At 70.9% G+C, this 15,599-nt stretch carries 15 protein-coding genes; 9 read left to right on the top strand and 6 right to left on the bottom strand.

Annotation, left to right across the window (positions count from 1 at the left end):
- The first annotated feature begins 36 nt into the window (after positions 1-36).
- On the top strand, positions 37-1,275 hold the full coding sequence (ftsZ, locus tag ACO07H_RS20600; protein WP_422017617.1) for a cell division protein FtsZ: 1,239 nt from the start codon (positions 37-39) through the stop codon (positions 1,273-1,275).
- Between the two features lie 94 nt (positions 1,276-1,369).
- Here the strand turns inward: ftsZ and ACO07H_RS20595 are convergent, their stop codons facing one another.
- From ACO07H_RS20595 to ACO07H_RS20585, 3 genes are read right to left on the bottom strand one after another with little or no spacing between them, the layout of a single operon-like run.
- Positions 1,370-2,575, bottom strand: coding sequence for a Bcr/CflA family efflux MFS transporter (locus ACO07H_RS20595; RefSeq protein WP_422017615.1), 1,206 nt, complete (start codon positions 2,573-2,575; stop codon positions 1,370-1,372).
- Positions 2,572-3,378, bottom strand: coding sequence for an alpha/beta fold hydrolase (locus tag ACO07H_RS20590; protein ID WP_422017613.1), 807 nt, complete (start codon positions 3,376-3,378; stop codon positions 2,572-2,574). The genes ACO07H_RS20595 and ACO07H_RS20590 overlap by 4 nt, the downstream gene beginning before the upstream one ends.
- Positions 3,379-3,393: 15 nt before the next feature.
- Positions 3,394-4,089 (bottom strand): SDR family oxidoreductase, encoded by a 696-nt coding sequence (locus ACO07H_RS20585; protein ID WP_422017611.1) that lies wholly within the window; start codon positions 4,087-4,089, stop codon positions 3,394-3,396.
- Between the two features lie 124 nt (positions 4,090-4,213).
- Here ACO07H_RS20585 and ACO07H_RS20580 point away from each other — a divergent pair, with 124 nt between their 5' ends.
- From ACO07H_RS20580 to ACO07H_RS20560, 5 genes are all read left to right on the top strand, one after another.
- Entirely contained in the window at positions 4,214-4,777 is a 564-nt protein-coding gene (locus ACO07H_RS20580; RefSeq protein ID WP_422017609.1) for a TetR family transcriptional regulator, read from the top strand.
- Between the two features lie 98 nt (positions 4,778-4,875).
- Positions 4,876-6,840 (top strand): ATP-binding protein, encoded by a 1,965-nt coding sequence (locus ACO07H_RS20575; protein ID WP_422017607.1) that lies wholly within the window; start codon positions 4,876-4,878, stop codon positions 6,838-6,840.
- A gap of 19 nt (positions 6,841-6,859) precedes the next feature.
- On the top strand, positions 6,860-7,795 hold the full coding sequence (lpxC, locus tag ACO07H_RS20570) for a UDP-3-O-acyl-N-acetylglucosamine deacetylase (RefSeq protein WP_422017605.1): 936 nt from the start codon (positions 6,860-6,862) through the stop codon (positions 7,793-7,795).
- Positions 7,796-7,801: 6 nt separating this feature from the next.
- Complete coding sequence (locus tag ACO07H_RS20565) at positions 7,802-7,987, top strand: hypothetical protein (protein WP_422017603.1); 186 nt, start codon at positions 7,802-7,804, stop codon at positions 7,985-7,987.
- 379 nt (positions 7,988-8,366) lie between these two features.
- The gene (locus ACO07H_RS20560) at positions 8,367-8,975 is read left to right on the top strand and encodes a hypothetical protein (protein ID WP_422017601.1); all 609 of its coding nucleotides are present in this window, start codon (positions 8,367-8,369) and stop codon (positions 8,973-8,975) included.
- Between the two features lie 69 nt (positions 8,976-9,044).
- On the opposite strand, the gene ACO07H_RS20555 is transcribed toward ACO07H_RS20560, so the two are convergent.
- From ACO07H_RS20555 to ACO07H_RS20545, 3 genes are all read right to left on the bottom strand, one after another.
- Positions 9,045-10,106 (bottom strand): DUF5694 domain-containing protein, encoded by a 1,062-nt coding sequence (locus ACO07H_RS20555; RefSeq protein WP_422017599.1) that lies wholly within the window; start codon positions 10,104-10,106, stop codon positions 9,045-9,047.
- Positions 10,107-10,231: 125 nt separating this feature from the next.
- Positions 10,232-11,716, bottom strand: a complete 1,485-nt coding sequence (locus tag ACO07H_RS20550; RefSeq protein WP_422017597.1) for a carboxypeptidase M32 — start codon at positions 11,714-11,716, stop codon at positions 10,232-10,234.
- Between the two features lie 174 nt (positions 11,717-11,890).
- On the bottom strand, positions 11,891-12,388 hold the full coding sequence (locus tag ACO07H_RS20545) for a YqaA family protein (RefSeq protein ID WP_422017595.1): 498 nt from the start codon (positions 12,386-12,388) through the stop codon (positions 11,891-11,893).
- 101 nt (positions 12,389-12,489) lie between these two features.
- Here ACO07H_RS20545 and dusB point away from each other — a divergent pair, with 101 nt between their 5' ends.
- The 3 genes from dusB (at position 12,490) to purH (ending at position 15,536) form a co-directional block, all read left to right on the top strand.
- A complete protein-coding gene (gene dusB / locus ACO07H_RS20540; protein ID WP_422017593.1) occupies positions 12,490-13,542 on the top strand; it encodes a tRNA dihydrouridine synthase DusB in 1,053 nt (350 codons plus the stop codon).
- Between the two features lie 20 nt (positions 13,543-13,562).
- The gene (locus ACO07H_RS20535) at positions 13,563-13,811 is read left to right on the top strand and encodes a helix-turn-helix domain-containing protein (protein ID WP_422017591.1); all 249 of its coding nucleotides are present in this window, start codon (positions 13,563-13,565) and stop codon (positions 13,809-13,811) included.
- Positions 13,812-13,928: 117 nt separating this feature from the next.
- Positions 13,929-15,536, top strand: a complete 1,608-nt coding sequence (gene purH / locus ACO07H_RS20530) for a bifunctional phosphoribosylaminoimidazolecarboxamide formyltransferase/IMP cyclohydrolase (protein ID WP_422017589.1) — start codon at positions 13,929-13,931, stop codon at positions 15,534-15,536.
- Positions 15,537-15,599 lie beyond the last annotated feature (63 nt).

Below are 15,599 nucleotides of genomic sequence, written 5' to 3'. Positions count from 1 at the left end.
ATGTGCCCGAGGCACAATTGCAGTAGGAGGTTTGATATGCCCATCGAGATGATCGAAGAGTTTGACCAAGGCACCCAAATCAAGGTGATCGGGGTCGGTGGTGGCGGCGGCAATGCCGTGGACCACATGATCGCCCAGGGCGTTCAAGGGGTTGAATTCATCTGCGCGAATACCGACGCGCAGGCACTGAATCGCTCCAAGGCCGATCAATTGCTGCAACTCGGCTCGACCGGCCTCGGCGCCGGCGCCAAACCCGAAATGGGCCGGGCCGCCGCAGAAGAGGCGGAAGCCCGCATTCGCGAGTCCATCGCGGGCGCCAATATGTTGTTCATCACGGCCGGCATGGGCGGCGGTACCGGCACGGGTGCCGCGCCGGTGATTGCCCGCGTCGCCAAGGAAATGGGCATCCTGACGGTCGGCGTCGTCACCAAACCCTTCGAATTCGAAGGCGGCCGCCGCGCCAAGGCCGCCGATACCGGCCTGGCCGAACTGGAAGCCAACGTCGACTCGCTGATCGTCGTGCTGAACGACAAGCTGCTCGATGTGCTGGGCGACGACGTGACACAGGATCAGGCCTTCGCGCACGCCAATGACGTGCTGAAGAACGCCGTTGGCGGCATTTCGGACATCATTCACATCCCGGGCCTGGTCAACGTCGACTTCGAAGACGTCAAGACCGTGATGAGCGAGCCCGGCAAGGCCATGATGGGCACGGCCCAGGCCACCGGCCCGGACCGCGCCGCCAAGGCCGCCGAAGCCGCCGTCGCCTGCCCGCTGCTGGAGGGCATCGACCTGTCCGGCGCGCGCGGCGTGCTGGTGCTGATCGCCGCCGGCCGCGGCAATTTCAAGCTGAGCGAGTCGCGCAACGCGATGAACGCCATCAAGCGTTATGCGTCGGACGAGGCGCATGTCATCTTCGGCACCGCCTACGACGAGAGCCTGGGCGACGCGCTGCGCGTGACCGTCATCGCCACTGGCCTGACGGCGGGCCGTGCCCGCCAGCAGGCGCCGCTGCAGGTCGTGCAGACCCAGACGGTGGTGCGCAACGGCACGGACGGCATGCCCGTGCTGACCAATGCCGTCGCCATGGCCACGCCGAATGCGCCGCAGACCGGCGGTGTGGGCCTGGGCCTGGGTGATTTCGCCAATGCCAACGTGCCCAGCGTGTGGCGCCACGGCCGTTCGGGCAGCGCCGCCGCCAAGGTGGAAGCGCTGTCGTCCAACGGCATGGACGAGATCGAGATCCCGGCCTTCCTGCGCAAGCAGGCCGACTGAGTTCCGCAGCACGCGTCGACGGGCGCGTGACGGCAGGGATGCAAGCCGCAAGGGCTCGCACCGCGAAGGCGGGCGAGCCCTTGTCCTTTTGCGCTCAGCGTGCCGCTGATGCGATGGCCGATGCCCGCGCCGCGCGCCCCAGGCTGAACGCTGCGACCACCGCGGCGGCCAGCATGACGGCCGCCAGCGCCGTCGCGCGCGGCATCGGCAGCGCCGCCACGACGCCGGTGCCCACGGCCGCTGCGGCCATCTGCAGGAAGCCCAGCAGCGCCGAGGCCTGGCCGGCCTGGGCCGCAAACGGCGTCAGCGCGGCGGCGGTGCCCACCGGCATCGCCAGGCCCATGCCGAGCAGGAAGACGCAGGCGGGCACCGCGAAGCCTGCCAGGCCCAGGCGCAGGCCCAACGTGCCCGCTGCCAGCATCAGCACCCCGCCCAGCGCGGCCAGCCACACGGCCCGGCGCAGCACGGCCGCCGAACCCAGCCGCTGGGCCCAGCGCGGCGCGAGCCGCCCTGCGGCGAACACGACGAACACCGTCGCCGCGAAGAAGCTGCCCACCTGCAAGGCGCCGAGCCCGAAGTCCCGGCTCAGCACGACGGGCGTCGCGGCGAAGAACGCGAACAGCGCGCCCATGATGGCCGCCACGGCCAGCGCCGGGCGCACGAAGCGGCCGTCCCGCGCCAGCGCCACATAGCCCAGGGCCACCGCGCCGACCGGCTGCCGCCGCCGCAGCGACGGCGGCAGCGTCTCGCCGACGATGCGCACATAGGCCAGGCCCACCGCCACGCTGGCGACGAGCAGCACGCCGAAGACGGCGCGCCAGCCGAAGGCCTGCTGCACGAGGCCGCCCAGCAGCGGCGAGAACCCGGGCGCCGCCGCCATGACGACCATGATGCTGCCGAGCAGCCCGGCGAGCTGCGGGCCCTCGAACCGGTCGCGCGCTGCGGCGCGGGCCAGCACGGAGGCGGCCGCCACGCCGGCGGCCTGCACGGCGCGGCCGCCCAGCAGCAGGCCCAGGTCGGGCGCGGTGGCGCACAGCAGCGTGCCGGCGATGAAGGCGGCCAGCCCGCCCAGCACGACGGGCCGCCGGCCGATGCGGTCCGACAGCGGCCCGACGATCAACTGGGAACCCGCGAACACGGCGAGGAACAGGCTGAGCACGGCCGTCACGCCGGCGTCACCGGCCTTCAGCTCGCTCGCCATCGCCGGCAGCGAGGGCAGCAGGATGTTGCTGGACAGCGTCGCCAGCGCCGACAGCGCGGCCAGCGTCAGCAGCCAGCGGCGCGGCACGCCGGCGCTCACGCGCGGCCTTCGGCGACGAAGGCGACGCTGCGCGCGATGACGTCGGCATCGCCCAGCACACGGCGGTGCCCCAGGCCCGCCACGCGCTCGAAGCGCGAGTCTGGCCAGGCCGCGTGCAAGGCCTCGGAGGCCGCGACCGGCACCGTGCGGTCCTCGGGGTCGTGGACGATGAGGCCGGTGTGACGCAGGCCGTGCCGCAGTCGCTCCAGGTCCACGCAGCCGATGGGCGAGCCGATGAAGCCCTCCACCCAGCCGGCGAATGCGGCGGCCTCGGCCGGCGCCAGGCCGTGCGCGCGCGCCAGGCCCCGCACCATGGGCGTCAGCGACGACGGCCCCGCGAGGTGCACGCTGCGCTGGACCTGCAGCCCGTGCGCGAACGCCCACAACGCGGCCGCCGAGCCCATCGAGTGGCCGATGACGGCGTGCACGGGGCCGATGTCCGCCGCCAAGGAGCGCAGCGCGCGGCCGGCATGCACGACGCTGGCCGCATGGCCGGTGGAATCGCCATGGCCGGGCAGGTCGAACAGCGTCACCGAGAAGCCGGCCGCGAGCAGGGCCGGCGCGAAGCCCAGCAGGTGGGCGCCGCGGCTGTTCCAGCCATGCACCAGCACCACGCGCGGCCCGCGGCCCAGCGTCCAGCGCGCGAGCTTCAGGCCTTCATGGCGCAGCGGCGGCTCGGCCGCGCCGGCCAGCGCGGTGCGCTCGGCGGCGCTCAGCGGCACGCGCTCGGGCGCGGAGAACGCATGCCGGGCGGCGGCCATGTGGCCGTCGGCATGGGCAGCGAGGGCAGGGGCGTCGATCATGGCGGTCTCCCGGTGTCAGCCGGCGTAGGCCGGCGTGGCGCCCGACAGGCTCTGCTTGACCTGGCGGCTGATGTCATCGGCCAGCACCTCGAAGGCGCCGGTTTCCAGCTGCGCCAGCGCCAGGCGGGCGACGTCGGCCGGGGCGGACTTGGGCGCGTCCAGGCCGCGCGTCATGTCGGTGTCCATGTAGCCCACGTGCAGGCTGGTCACCTGCGTGCCTTGGCTGCGCAGCTCCGCGCGCAGGCCGTTGCTCAGCGCCCAGGCGGCGGCCTTGCTGACGCTGTAGGGCGCCGAGCCGGGCAGCGTCACCCAACTGAGCACGGACAGCACGTTCAGCACCGCGCCGCCGCCGTTGGCCTGGAGCACCGGCGCGAACGCCTGGGTCAGCGACCACAGGCCGAACACGTTGGTCTCCAGGTGGCGGCGGGCCACGTCGATGGCGCCTGTGGCCAGCGAGCCGGCGGACTGGGAGATGCCGGCGTTGTTGATCAGCAGCGTCACGTCGCCGCACTGCGCGGTGGCCGCGGCGATCTGGGCGGCGTCGGTCACGTCCAGCGTGACGGGCACGACGCCGGGCAGGTCCACGCTGGCCGCGTCGCGTGCCGCGGCATAGACCTTGGCGGCGCCGGCCGCCAGCGCGGCCTGCGCGAAGGCGCGGCCGAGGCCGCGGTTGGCGCCGGTGATGAAGACGACGGCGTTCTTGAGCTGCATGGCGGGTCCTTGTCGAGGCTGGATTTATTCATGTCGGTTGACATGATTGATATAAATGTCGATCAACATCTAAAATGCGTCAAGCCTTTACCGGCAAAACCCTCTCAGAACTCAGGAGACCGCCATGAAGGTCACCCGCGCCCAGGCCGAACAGAACCGCGAACGCATCCTCGACAGCGCGGCGCAGCTGTTCCGTGAGCGCGGCGTGGACGGCGTGGGCCTGAACGAGCTGATGCAGGCCGCCGGGCTGACGCGTGGCGGCTTCTACGGGCACTTCGAGTCCAAGGAGGACCTGGTCGCGCAAGCCGCCCGGCGCGCGCTGGCGGGCAACGTGGCGCAGCGCCGCAGGATGGCCGACAAGGGGCTGGCGTCCTGGGTCAGGACCTACCTGTCGGACGCGCACTGCCTGCGCGTGGGCGACGGCTGCGGCCTGACGGCGCTGGCCGCGGACGCCGCGCGCGGCGGCGAGGCGATGCAGGCCGTCTTCGGCGAGGGCGTCGAGAACTTCGTGACGGCGCTGCAGGCGCTGATGCCTGGCACCACAGACGCCGAGCGCCGCACGCAGGCGCTGGCGCGCGTGGCGACGCTGGTGGGCGCGCTGCTGCTGGCGCGCGCGGTGGCCGATGAAGGCCAGTCGCGCGAGCTGCGCGAGGCGGCCATCGACGCTGTGCTGGCCGGCACCGGGTGACCGGCCGCCGCTCGCGCACCAGCGGTCGTCGCGCGGGTGTGGCGCCCGCCCCCCTGTGGCATGCTCGCGCCCCATGTCAAAGCCCCGCCGCCGCTGCAATGCCTGAAGTCAGGGCCTTGCTGCGCGGCTGGCTGCTGCTGTGGGCCGTGGCGCTGTGCCTGCCCGTGCTGGCCCAGCGCCTGCCGCAGCCGAACGCGCGTGCCGAGGTGCCGACCGCCGCGCCCACCGAGATGGCCACCACCGGCTTGACACGCGCCCAGCTGGACGCCTGGTGGGCCGAACTGCGCCGCCATGCCGTGAGGGGGGGCGACCACCTGGCGCTGCCAGCGGCGCTGCTGCCGCCTGCGGATGCCGCGGCCTGGGCGCCTGTCGCGATGCCGGACGTGCGCTCGCGGCCCGGCGCCGCGGTGGTCAGCGATGCGCGCGGCTACGAGATGCGCTGGTACCGCGTGCACGTGCCGTCGGGCGGCGACGAGCCGATGGCGCTGTACCTGCCGCGCCTGGTCACGCTGTCCGCTGCCGTGCTGGCGCGCACGCCGCAGGGCTGGCAGCTGCTGCTGGACAACCAGCGTTCGGAGCGCGAGCAGTGGGTGCAGCCCATCTGGCTGCCGCTGCCCGGCGTGCAGGCCGACGGCATGGAGCTCGTCGTCGCGTTGCCGGTGCCCAGGGGCAGCTACCACGCGGTGTCGCGCATCTGGGTCGGCCCGCGCGACGTGCTGGAGAAGCGCTGGCAGTGGCGCGTGCGCCTGCAGAACGGCCTGCCGCAGGCCGTCAGCCTGACGCTGGCCGTGCTGGGCCTGTTCGCGCTGACGCTGTGGCTGCGCCGCCCCGGCGAGGCCATCTACGCGCTGTTCGCGCTGGCGGCCGCGGCCTGGATGGTGCGCAACCTGCATTACTACGTCAGCATGCCGGCGTCGCCGGCCGGGCAGGACTGGTTCTGGTGGGCCACGCATGCATCCATGGCCTGGGTCATGCTGACGGCGCTGCTGTTCGCGCTGCGCTTCGCGCACCGGCGCTCGCCGCGGCTGGAGCGGGTGCTGATCGTCAGCGTGCTGGCGGTCAGCCTCGTCAGCGTGCCGCTGTGGCTGCGCCAGGTGGACATGGTCGTGCTGCAGTACGCGGTGACGGCGGCGGTCGCCGGCGTGGGTGCCGCCTGGGTGGCCTGGCTGGCCTGGCGCGAGCGCCGCAGCGAGCTGCGCCTGATGGCGCTGGCGCTGGCTGTCGCCATCATGCTGGGCGGGCACGACCTCGCCGTGCTGGCCGGCTGGGCCTGGGTCGAGCACATCTTCCTGATGCCGTTCGGCACGCTGATCGTCATGCTCAGCTTCCTGCACGCCGTGCAGCGCCGCTACGTCGGCACCGTCGAGCAGGTGCAGGCCGAGAACAGCCAGTTGCAGGAGAACCTGGACGAGCAGGTCTCGGTGCTGCAGATGCAGAACGCGCAGTTGCGCGAGGCCGAGCGGCAGCAGGCGCTGCTGCTGGAGCGCCAGCGCATCATGGCCGACATGCATGACGGCCTGGGCTCCTCGCTGCTGTCGGCGCTGGTGGCGATGGAGCAAGGCAGCATGTCGCACGAGCAGTGCGTGGAGGTGCTGCGCGAATGCGTGGACGACCTGCGGCTGGTCATCGACTCGCTGGAGCCGGTGGGCCACGACCTCGTGTCGCTGCTGGCGACGATGCGCTACCGCCTGGGCAAGCGGCTGCAGATGGGCGGCCTCAAGCTCGATTGGGACGTGCAGGACCTGCCGCCGCTGGCCTGGCTGGAGCCGCCCGATGCGCTGCACGTGCTGCGGCTGATGCAGGAGGCGCTCAACAACGTGCTCAAGCATGCCCGCGCCGGCCGCGTGCGCCTGGTGACGCGCCACCACGGCAGCTACGTCGAGATCCGTGTGGAAGACGACGGCGCGGGGTTCGACCTGCAGGGCATCCAGCACGGCCGGGGCCTGAAGAGCCAGATCAAGCGCGCCCAGCGGCTGGGCGGCAAGCTGCGCATCGACTCGTCGCCCGGCCATGGCACGCGGCTATCGCTGCGATTGCCCGTGGAGCGCAAGAATCCGGCTTGATCCTGGGACAATCCCGGGCATGGTCAAGCAACGCACCCTGAAGTCGATCACGCGCGCCGTGGGCGTCGGCATCCACAGCGGCCAGCGGGTCGAGTTGACGCTGCGCCCCGCGCCGCCGGACACCGGCATCGTGTTCCGCCGCGTGGACCTGTGCCCGCCGGTGGACATCCCGGTCGGCGTGCTGTCCGTCAGCGACACGCGCATGGCCACGACGATCAGCCCGGCAGGCGACCCGGGTGCGCCCAAGGTGCAGACCATCGAGCACCTGCTGTCTGCCTGCGCGGGCCTGGGGCTGGACAACCTGGTCATCGACATCAATGCCGACGAGGTGCCCGTGCTGGACGGCTCGGCGGCGAGCTTCGTCTTCCTGCTGCAGTCCGCCGGCATCGTCATGCAGGACGCGCCCAAGCGTTTCCTGAAGGTGAAGAAGCCCGTCGAGATCCGCCAGGGTGAAGGCAAGCGGCTGATGTGGGCGCGGCTGGAGCCGCACCATGGCTACACGTTGAGCTTCGAGATCGAGTTCGACAACCCGGCCGTGGCCGCCACCGGCAGCCGCTTCGTGTTCGACATGGGCTCGGGCAAGTACAAGAAGGAGATCGCCCGCGCGCGCACCTTCGGCATGACGGCCGACATCGACCTGATGCGCTCGCGCGGCCTGACGCTGGGCGGCTCCATGGACAACGCCATCGTCGTGGACGACTACAAGGTGCTCAATGCCGAGGGCCTGCGCTACGACGACGAGTTCGTGAAGCACAAGATCCTGGACGCCATCGGCGACATGCAGGTCGCCGGCATGCCGCTGCTGGCGGCGTACACGTCGTTCAAGGGCGGGCACGCGCTGAACAACAAGCTGCTGCGCGTGCTGCTGGACGACCCCGAGGCCTACGAGGTCGTCACCTTCGACGACGAACGCGAAGCGCCCAAGGGCTTTGCCGAACTGGCACCGGCCTGGTAAGCGCCCATGGTCATCGCCCGCCTGCTCATCGGCCTGCTGCTGTTCTCGGCCATCGTCTGCTTTGCGTTCTCCATCGCTACCGGCCAGGTGCGCTGGCGGCGCATGGGCATCGCCATCATGAAATGGACGCTGATCGCGGGCCTGGCCTTCTTCGGCGTGCTCATCCTGGAGCGGTTGGCCGTCCTGCTGTGACACCCGTCACACGCAGCTGAGGGGCCCCCTCGGCTTGCGGGGATGGCAGCGCGGCGGGCCTTGCGCAGAATGCATTCACGGTCGCTGAATGAGTAGCAGCGATCCAGTCCCGAGGCGCGCCACACGCCCGGGCGCCATGCGCGGAGAAGGCCGGGGGGCCGGGGAAGCGCAGTCGGTTGGAAAGAAGAGAGATTGATCGAAGTCCTTGGGCCGCTCCCGGTGGAGCGGCCCTTTTTTCGTCTGCGCGGCAAGCTGTCGGCGGGCTTGCGAAGCCGTTACGTCCGCTCACCGACACGCCGTCCGGCACGTCGGCCGGGCTTGTCGACCGGCGTTGAACACGCAGGCCAGCCGTCGCTGACCGCCAGAAAGGAACCCGAACATGAAGACCTCCCTGATTGCCTCCGCCGCCCTGGCCCTGCTGACCAGCGCTGCCTTCGCACAGACCCCCGCTGCCGCCCCGCAGACGCCCGCACAGGCCACCGTGCAGCGCGACGTCAACCAGCAGCAACGCATCGAGAACGGCCTGCAGAGCGGCAAGATCACCACGCGTGAAGCCGGCCTGCTCGAACGCGACGAGGCCAAGGTCGACAAGCTGCAGGCCAAGGACTTGAAGGACGGCAAGCTCACCCCCGCCGAGCGCCGCCAGCTGCGCGTCGCGCAGAACAAGGCCAGCCGCGACATCAAGACGGCCGAGAACAACGGCGTCAATGGCAACCCGCTGTCGGCCTCCAGCCAGCGCATGCAGGCCGACGTGCAGCGCAACGTGAACCAGGAAAAGCGCGTCGAGAACGGCCTGCAGACCGGTGCGCTGACGAAGCACGAGGCCGGCCGCCTGGAGCAGGGCCAGGCGAAGGTGGACCATGCGGAAGCGCATGCCGCGGCCGATGGCCACGTGGGCACCGCCGAGCAGCAGCGCGTGCAGCGTGCGGAGAACCGCCAGAGCGCGCGCATCCACCGCGCCAAGACCAACGCCGCGACCGCGGGTTGATCGTCCAGTGAGCTGAACGGCGCCGAGGGGGTCCCCCTCGGCGCTTTTCGTTTCAGCCGCGTTGCAGCGTCACTTCAGCGCGTCGACCGCATTCACGACCGACACGCCCTGCAGCTGCGCGAGCCAATGGTCGAACCACGGCTTGTGGGCGGCGCCGACGATGGTGAGCACGCGGGCGCCTGGGCGTTCGCGGAAGGTCTCGCGGATGTTGGCCACCATGCGCAGGTTGCGGATGTCCCAGCCGGCCACCCACATCTCCGGGAAGCGCTCGGGCGTGCGGTGCTGCATGGACGGTTGCACGCCACCCCAGCCATCGATGCCCATGTTCGCGGGATCGTTGAGGAAGCGGTAGAGCGGCAGCAGATCGTCGGCGCGCGCCAGTGCCGCCGTGGTCGCTTCACGCGCCTTCCGGTCCGGATAGCCCGCCGCCCAACTGGCCTGCACGGCCGCCCAGAAGCGCTTCTCGTCCGGCACCTGCAGGTTGTCGCCCGTGTGGTTGTCGATGGCGTGGACGCGCGGCAGGCCCAGGCGGGCCGCCAGCCGCGCACCGATCAGCAGGCTCTCGCTCTGCGACTGCATCAGCTGCCCCAGGCGCTGCGCCAGCGCGGCATCCAGCCCGTCGCCTTCGCGGCGTTCGGCGGCGGGCAGCTGCAGCCACTGCGCGAGCGCGGAGGGCTCCTCCGCCGCGGCGAGGAAGAGCGCCGCGAGACGGCGCCGCTGCGCCGCGCTGGGTTGCCGGGGCCAGGTCTTGAGGGTGGTGTCGATGGCCTCGCTGGCGGCCGGAATGTCCAGGCCGGTGGCGGCCTGCGCCGCATCGGTGGACGCGCAGTTGTAGCCCCCGTCGTAGCGGCTCTTGAAGCGCCGCGCGGCGTCGCATTCCTCGCCAGACTGCTGCTCCACCGTGATCACGTCGGGCCGGAAGGCCGCCAGCTTCTGCAGCAGCGGCGCCAGGCTGTCCGGGTCCAGCGGCTTGCCGGACAGCCCCTTCAGGTGCACGGTGCCCAGCACCAGCACCTGCGCCTTGGGGAATTGCGTGTCCTTGTCCAGCGCGCTGAGATCGGGCGCGGCCCGGGCGGCGGACAGGCTGGTGATGGTGAAGGCAATGGCGAAGGCCAGATGGCGGCGGTGCATGGAACTCCTCGGCGTTGATGCGCGAGGGATTCTTCAGCGCCGCGAACGCCGTGTCCCGCCGGCTGCGACGGGCTGCAGCCCCGGCGGCACAGGCCGCCGGATCGCGCGGATCAGCCCAGGTAGCGTCAGCCCAGGTAGCGGCTGCGCAGGTGCGCCTCGAAGTGCGCCGGGTTCAGCGCCTCGCCGCTGGCGCGTTGCACCAGCTCCGGTGTCTCGTAGCGGCTGGCCGCCTGCCAGACGTTCTTGGACAGCCAGGCGAACACGCCACCCAGCTCGCCCGCGGCGATCTGCGCATCCAGCGCCGGCTGCTGCGCACGCATCGTCGCGAACCACTGCGCGGCGTACATCGCGCCCAGCGTGTAGCAGGGGAAGTAGCCGAACAGCCCGGCGGGCCAGTGCACGTCCTGCATCGGGCCGTCCTTGAAGTTGCCGCGGGTGTCGATGCCCAGCAACTCGGCCATCTTGGCGTCCCACAGCGCCGGGATGTCGTCCACGTCCGCCTGGCCCTCGATCAGCGCGCGCTCGATGTCGAAGCGCAGCAGGATGTGGGCGGGGTAGGTCACCTCGTCGGCATCCACGCGGATGAGGCCGGGCTGCACGCGCGTCAGCAGCTTGTTCAGGTTGCCGGCCTCGAACGCGGGCTGGTCGCCGAAGTGCTTCACCAGCAGCGGCGCCAGCAGGCCGGCGAACGCCGGGTGGCTGCCGAGCTGCATCTCGAAGCTCAGGCTCTGGCTTTCGTGGATGCCCATGGAGCGCGCGCGGGCGATCGGCTGGCCCAGCAGCGCGCGGGGCAGGTTCTGCTCGTAGCGGCCGTGGCCGGTCTCGTGGATGACGCCCATCAGCGCGGGCAGGAAGTCGTCCTCGCGGTAGCGCGTGGTCATGCGCACGTCCTCCGGCACGCCGCCGCAGAAGGGGTGCGTGCTCTCGTCCAGCCGCCCGGCCGCGAAGTCGAAGCCCATCAGCTGCATCGCGTCCAGGCCCAAGGCCTTCTGCGCCGCGATGGGGAAGGGGCCGACGGGCTCGATGACCGTTTCGGTGGCCTGCTTGGCGATGACGTCGCGGATCAGCCCCGGCAGCCACTGGCGCAGCGGCGCGAAGGCGCGCTCCACGTCCGAACTGCGCATGCCGGGTTCGTAGTTGTCCAGCAGCGCGTCGTACCTGGACAGCCCCGCGCTCTGCGACAGGCACTCGGCCTCCTGGCGGGCGATGGCCAGCACCTCGCGCAGGTTGGGCGCGAAGCCCGCCCAGTCGTTGGCCGGGCGCTGGCTGCGCCAGGCGTGCTCGCAGCGGTTGTTGGCCAGGCTCTTGGCCTCCACCAGCGCCTGCGGCAGCGCGTTGGCGGCGCGCCAGGCGCGGCGGATTTCGCGCAGGTTGGCGCGCTGCGTGTCGTCCAGCGGCTCGGCGGCGGCTGCGTCGAGCAGGCCGGCCAGGGCCGGGTCGGTGGCGAGCTGGTGCAGCAGGCCGTCCATCTCGGCCAGCGCCAGGCTGCGCGCCTCGTTGCCGTTGGCCGGCATGTTGGCGGCCTGGTCCCACTGCGCGATGGATTGCAGATGGGCGAGGCGGTGCTGGCGCAACTGGCGCGAGGCGAGGTCTTGATAAGCAGAGGTCATGTCAGTCATACGCGAATGGGTGCGCCAGGATTCTGGGGCCGAGCGCCGGGCCGCTCCCAAGCCGGCCCGCCTGGCGATGTGCCTGCCGGTCGATCCGGCGGGAATCGCCGTCCCCCCGGGGGACCGACCAGACTGGCGCGCGTTCAGCGCCGCCAGTTTGGGCGAGGAGCAGCGTCACGACAGCCAACTCTCGGGAACAAGCCACAACAGCGCGGCGGTGTAGAAGATGAAGCGCAGGAACTTGCCCAGCGCCATGTAGCCCACGCAGGGCCAGAACGGCAGTTTCAGCCAGCCGGCCACCGCGCACAGCGGGTCGCCCACGACGGGCAGCCAGCTCAGCAGGCAGGCCTTGGGGCCGAAGTGCTGCAGCCAGCGCGCGGCGCGCGAATGCCTGGGCTCGTGGTGCTGCACCGCCTCGACGGCCCGCTCGGCGCCATAGCCTATCCACCAGCTCGTCATGCCGCCCAGCGTGTTGCCCACCGTGGCGACGAGGATGACGGGCCAGAACATGCCCGGGTCGGCCTTGACGACGAGAAAGACCGCCGGCTCCGAGCCCAGCGGCAGCAGCGTGGCCGAGATGAAGGCGATGACGAACACCGCGACCAGGCCCACCTGGGGCAGGGCCAGCGCGGCGAGCAGGTCTTGGATGAGATGGCCGAGCCAGGCTTCCATGGGCGGCATTGTGTCCGGCCGCCGGTGGTGCGGCTGTAGGCCGGGACCTTCGACGACCCGCCCTGGCTACAATCTCGCCTCTTTTTTAAGCAGACTCCCACGTGCAGATCGGCCCCCATCAACTCTCCAACGCGCTCTTCGTCGCGCCGATGGCGGGTGTCACGGACAGGCCGTTCCGCCAGCTCTGCCGCCGCCTGGGCGCGGGCTACGCGGTCAGCGAGATGGTCACGTCGCGCAAGGAACTGTGGAACAGCCTGAAGACCTCGCGCCGCGCCGACCACAGCGGCGAGCCCGGTCCCATCGCCGTGCAGATCGCCGGCACCGACGCCGCCATGCTGGCCGAAGCAGCCGTGCACAACATTGACCGCGGCGCGCAGATCATCGACATCAACATGGGCTGCCCGGCCAAGAAGGTCTGCAACAAGTGGGCCGGCTCGGCGCTGATGCGCAACGAAGCGCTGGCGCTGGAGATCGTCGAGGCGGTCGTCGCCGTCTGCGCGCCGCGCGGCGTGCCGGTCACGCTGAAGATGCGCACCGGCTGGAGTCTTGAGGAGCGCAACGCGCTGCGCCTGGCGCGGCTGTTCGAGGCCGCCGGCATCGCCATGCTGACCATCCACGGGCGCACGCGAGAGCAGGGCTACAAGGGCCTGGCCGAGTACGACACCATCGCCGCCGTGAAGGCCGCGCTGGACATTCCGGTCGTCGCCAACGGCGACATCGACACCCCCGAGAAGGCGCGCGACGTGCTGGCCTACACCGGCGCCGACGCGCTGATGATCGGCCGCGCCGCGCAAGGCCGGCCATGGATCTTCCGCGAGGTGGCGCATTTCCTCGCCACCGGCGAGCACCTGCCGTCGCCCACCGTGACCGAGGCGCGCGACGTGCTCACGGAACACCTGCACGACCATTACGGCCTGTACGGCGAACTCAGCGGCACGCGCAGCGCGCGCAAGCACATCGGCTGGGCCGTGCGTGGCCTCCCTGGCGGCGAGGACTTCCGCCAGCACATGAACACGCTGGAGCGCAGCGAGCTGCAGGTGCAGGCGCTGCGCGACTGGTTCGACGCGCTCGGTCAGACCTTTGAGAGGCTGCCGCCTGCGCTGGCCGCCAACGACGACGAAGAAGCGCAAGGCCACGACGCCTGCGCCGCCTGAGACCCATTCCGCTCCCTGTCATGAGTGCCCAGAAGAACACCCCGCCCAACCCCATCGACGCCTGCGTGCGCGACAACCTCGAAGCCTTCTTCCGCGACCTCGACGGCCAGGAGCCGCACTCGATGCACGAGATGCTGGTCAAGCTCGTCGAGAAACCGCTGTTCGAGATCGTCATGCGCGAAGCCGGCGGCAACCAGAGCAAGGCGGCGCAGTGGCTGGGCATCAACCGCAACACGCTGCGGCGCAAGCTGACCGATCACGATCTGTAACTCTTGCGGGTTGGACCTTCGAGCGCAGCGAGAGCTCCGACCTCAACCGACTCTGCAACTCTTGCGGGTTGGACCTTCGAGCGCAGCGAGAAACTCCGGCCTCAACTGACTGAAAACATGACTCAACTCACCGCACTCCTCTCGGTCTCCGACAAGACCGGCATCCTCGAATTCGCGCGCGAGCTGCACGCGCTGGGCGCCAGGCTGCTGTCCACCGGCGGCACCGCCAAGCTGCTGGCCGACGCCGGCCTGCCGGTGACCGAGGTGGCCGAGCACACCGGCTTCCCCGAGATGATGGACGGCCGCGTGAAGACGCTGCACCCCAAGATCCACGGCGGCCTGCTGGCGCGCTCCGACCTGCCCGAGCATGTCGCGGCGATGGCCCAGCACGGCATCACGCGCATCGACATCCTGGCCGTCAACCTCTACCCGTTCGAGGCGACCGTGGCCAAGCCCGGCTGCACGCTGGAGGACGCCATCGAGAACATCGACATCGGCGGCCCGGCCATGGTGCGCAGCGCGGCCAAGAACTGGCGTGACGTGACGGTGCTCACCGACGCGGCCCAGTACGCCGCGGTGCTGGACGAGCTGAAGGCCCACGGCAAGACCAGCGACAAGACGCGCTTCGCCGCATCCGTCGCCGCCTTCAACCGCATCGCGCAGTACGACGCGGCCATCAGCAACTACCTGTCGGCGCTGCAGGAGGACGGCAGCAAGGCCGAGTACCCCGCGCAGATGAACTCGACGTTCGTGAAGGTGCAGGACCTGCGCTACGGCGAGAACTCGCACCAGAGCGCGGCCCTCTATCGCGACCTGTTCCCCGCGCCTGGCTCGTTGGTCACCGGCAAGCAACTGCAAGGCAAGGAGCTGAGCTACAACAACATCGCCGACGCCGATGCCGCGTGGGAGTGCGTGAAGGCGTTCGACACGCCAGGGATGTCAAGCGGCAGCTCCGCTGCCGCGTGCGTCATCGTCAAGCACGCCAACCCCTGCGGCGTGGCCGTGGCGGCGACGCCCGCCGAGGCCTACGGCAAGGCCTTCAAGACCGACCCCACCAGCGCGTTCGGCGGCATCATTGCCTTCAACCGCGAGGTGGACGGCGCCGCGGCCCAACTCGTCGCCAAGCAGTTCGTCGAGGTGCTGATGGCGCCGGGCTTCAGCGCCGAGGCGCTGGAGATCTTCAAGGGCAAGGCCAACGTGCGCCTGCTGCAGATCGCGCTCCCGCCGGGTGGCGCGCGCCCGTGGGACCAGGGCCGCAACGCGGGCGACAGCAAGCGCGTCGGTTCGGGCCTGCTGCTGCAGACGGCCGACAACCATTTCCTGAAGCGCGAGGACCTCAAGGTCGTGACCGCGCTGCAGCCCACGGCCCAGCAGCTCGACGACCTGATGTTCGCCTGGACCGTGGCGCAGTACGTGAAGAGCAATGCCATCGTCTTCTGCGGCGGCGGCATGACGCTGGGCGTGGGTGCCGGCCAGATGAGCCGGCTGGACTCGGCCCGCATCGCGTCCATCAAGGCGCAGCACGCCGGCCTCAGCCTGACCGGCTCGGCCGTGGCCAGCGACGCGTTCTTCCCGTTCCGCGACGGGCTGGACGTGCTGGCGGATGCGGGCGCGAGCTGCGTCATCCAGCCGGGTGGCTCCATGCGCGACGACGAGGTCATCGCCGCCGCCAACGAGCGCGGCATCGCGATGGTGCTGACGGGCGTGCGGCACTTCAGGCATTGAGCATGCCCCTCGCCCAGCGTCGCCTCGCTGGACGCGGGCGATGCTGGTCGGTCACTCGAGGGG

Source organism: Roseateles sp. (genome assembly GCF_965229315.1).
In the GTDB taxonomy this organism is placed as follows: Bacteria; Pseudomonadota; Gammaproteobacteria; order Burkholderiales; family Burkholderiaceae_C; genus Pelomonas.
Note: the sequence above shows the minus strand (reverse complement) of the source record. Positions and strands in the feature narration are given on the sequence as shown.

Bases quoted from the DNA above. Each gene is read 5' to 3' on its own strand.
- purH (WP_422017589.1), top strand. From the start codon at position 13,929: ATGACTCAACTCACCGCACTCCTCTCGGTCTCCGACAAGACCGGCATC.
- lpxC (WP_422017605.1), top strand. From the start codon at position 6,860: ATGGTCAAGCAACGCACCCTGAAGTCGATCACGCGCGCCGTGGGCGTC.
- ACO07H_RS20590 (WP_422017613.1), bottom strand. From the start codon at position 3,378: ATGATCGACGCCCCTGCCCTCGCTGCCCATGCCGACGGCCACATGGCC.
- ACO07H_RS20545 (WP_422017595.1), bottom strand. From the start codon at position 12,388: ATGGAAGCCTGGCTCGGCCATCTCATCCAAGACCTGCTCGCCGCGCTG.
- ftsZ (WP_422017617.1), top strand. From the start codon at position 37: ATGCCCATCGAGATGATCGAAGAGTTTGACCAAGGCACCCAAATCAAG.
- ACO07H_RS20550 (WP_422017597.1), bottom strand. From the start codon at position 11,716: ATGACCTCTGCTTATCAAGACCTCGCCTCGCGCCAGTTGCGCCAGCAC.
- ACO07H_RS20535 (WP_422017591.1), top strand. From the start codon at position 13,563: ATGAGTGCCCAGAAGAACACCCCGCCCAACCCCATCGACGCCTGCGTG.
- ACO07H_RS20565 (WP_422017603.1), top strand. From the start codon at position 7,802: ATGGTCATCGCCCGCCTGCTCATCGGCCTGCTGCTGTTCTCGGCCATC.
- ACO07H_RS20580 (WP_422017609.1), top strand. From the start codon at position 4,214: ATGAAGGTCACCCGCGCCCAGGCCGAACAGAACCGCGAACGCATCCTC.
- ACO07H_RS20585 (WP_422017611.1), bottom strand. From the start codon at position 4,089: ATGCAGCTCAAGAACGCCGTCGTCTTCATCACCGGCGCCAACCGCGGC.
- ACO07H_RS20560 (WP_422017601.1), top strand. From the start codon at position 8,367: ATGAAGACCTCCCTGATTGCCTCCGCCGCCCTGGCCCTGCTGACCAGC.
- ACO07H_RS20575 (WP_422017607.1), top strand. From the start codon at position 4,876: ATGCCTGAAGTCAGGGCCTTGCTGCGCGGCTGGCTGCTGCTGTGGGCC.
- ACO07H_RS20555 (WP_422017599.1), bottom strand. From the start codon at position 10,106: ATGCACCGCCGCCATCTGGCCTTCGCCATTGCCTTCACCATCACCAGC.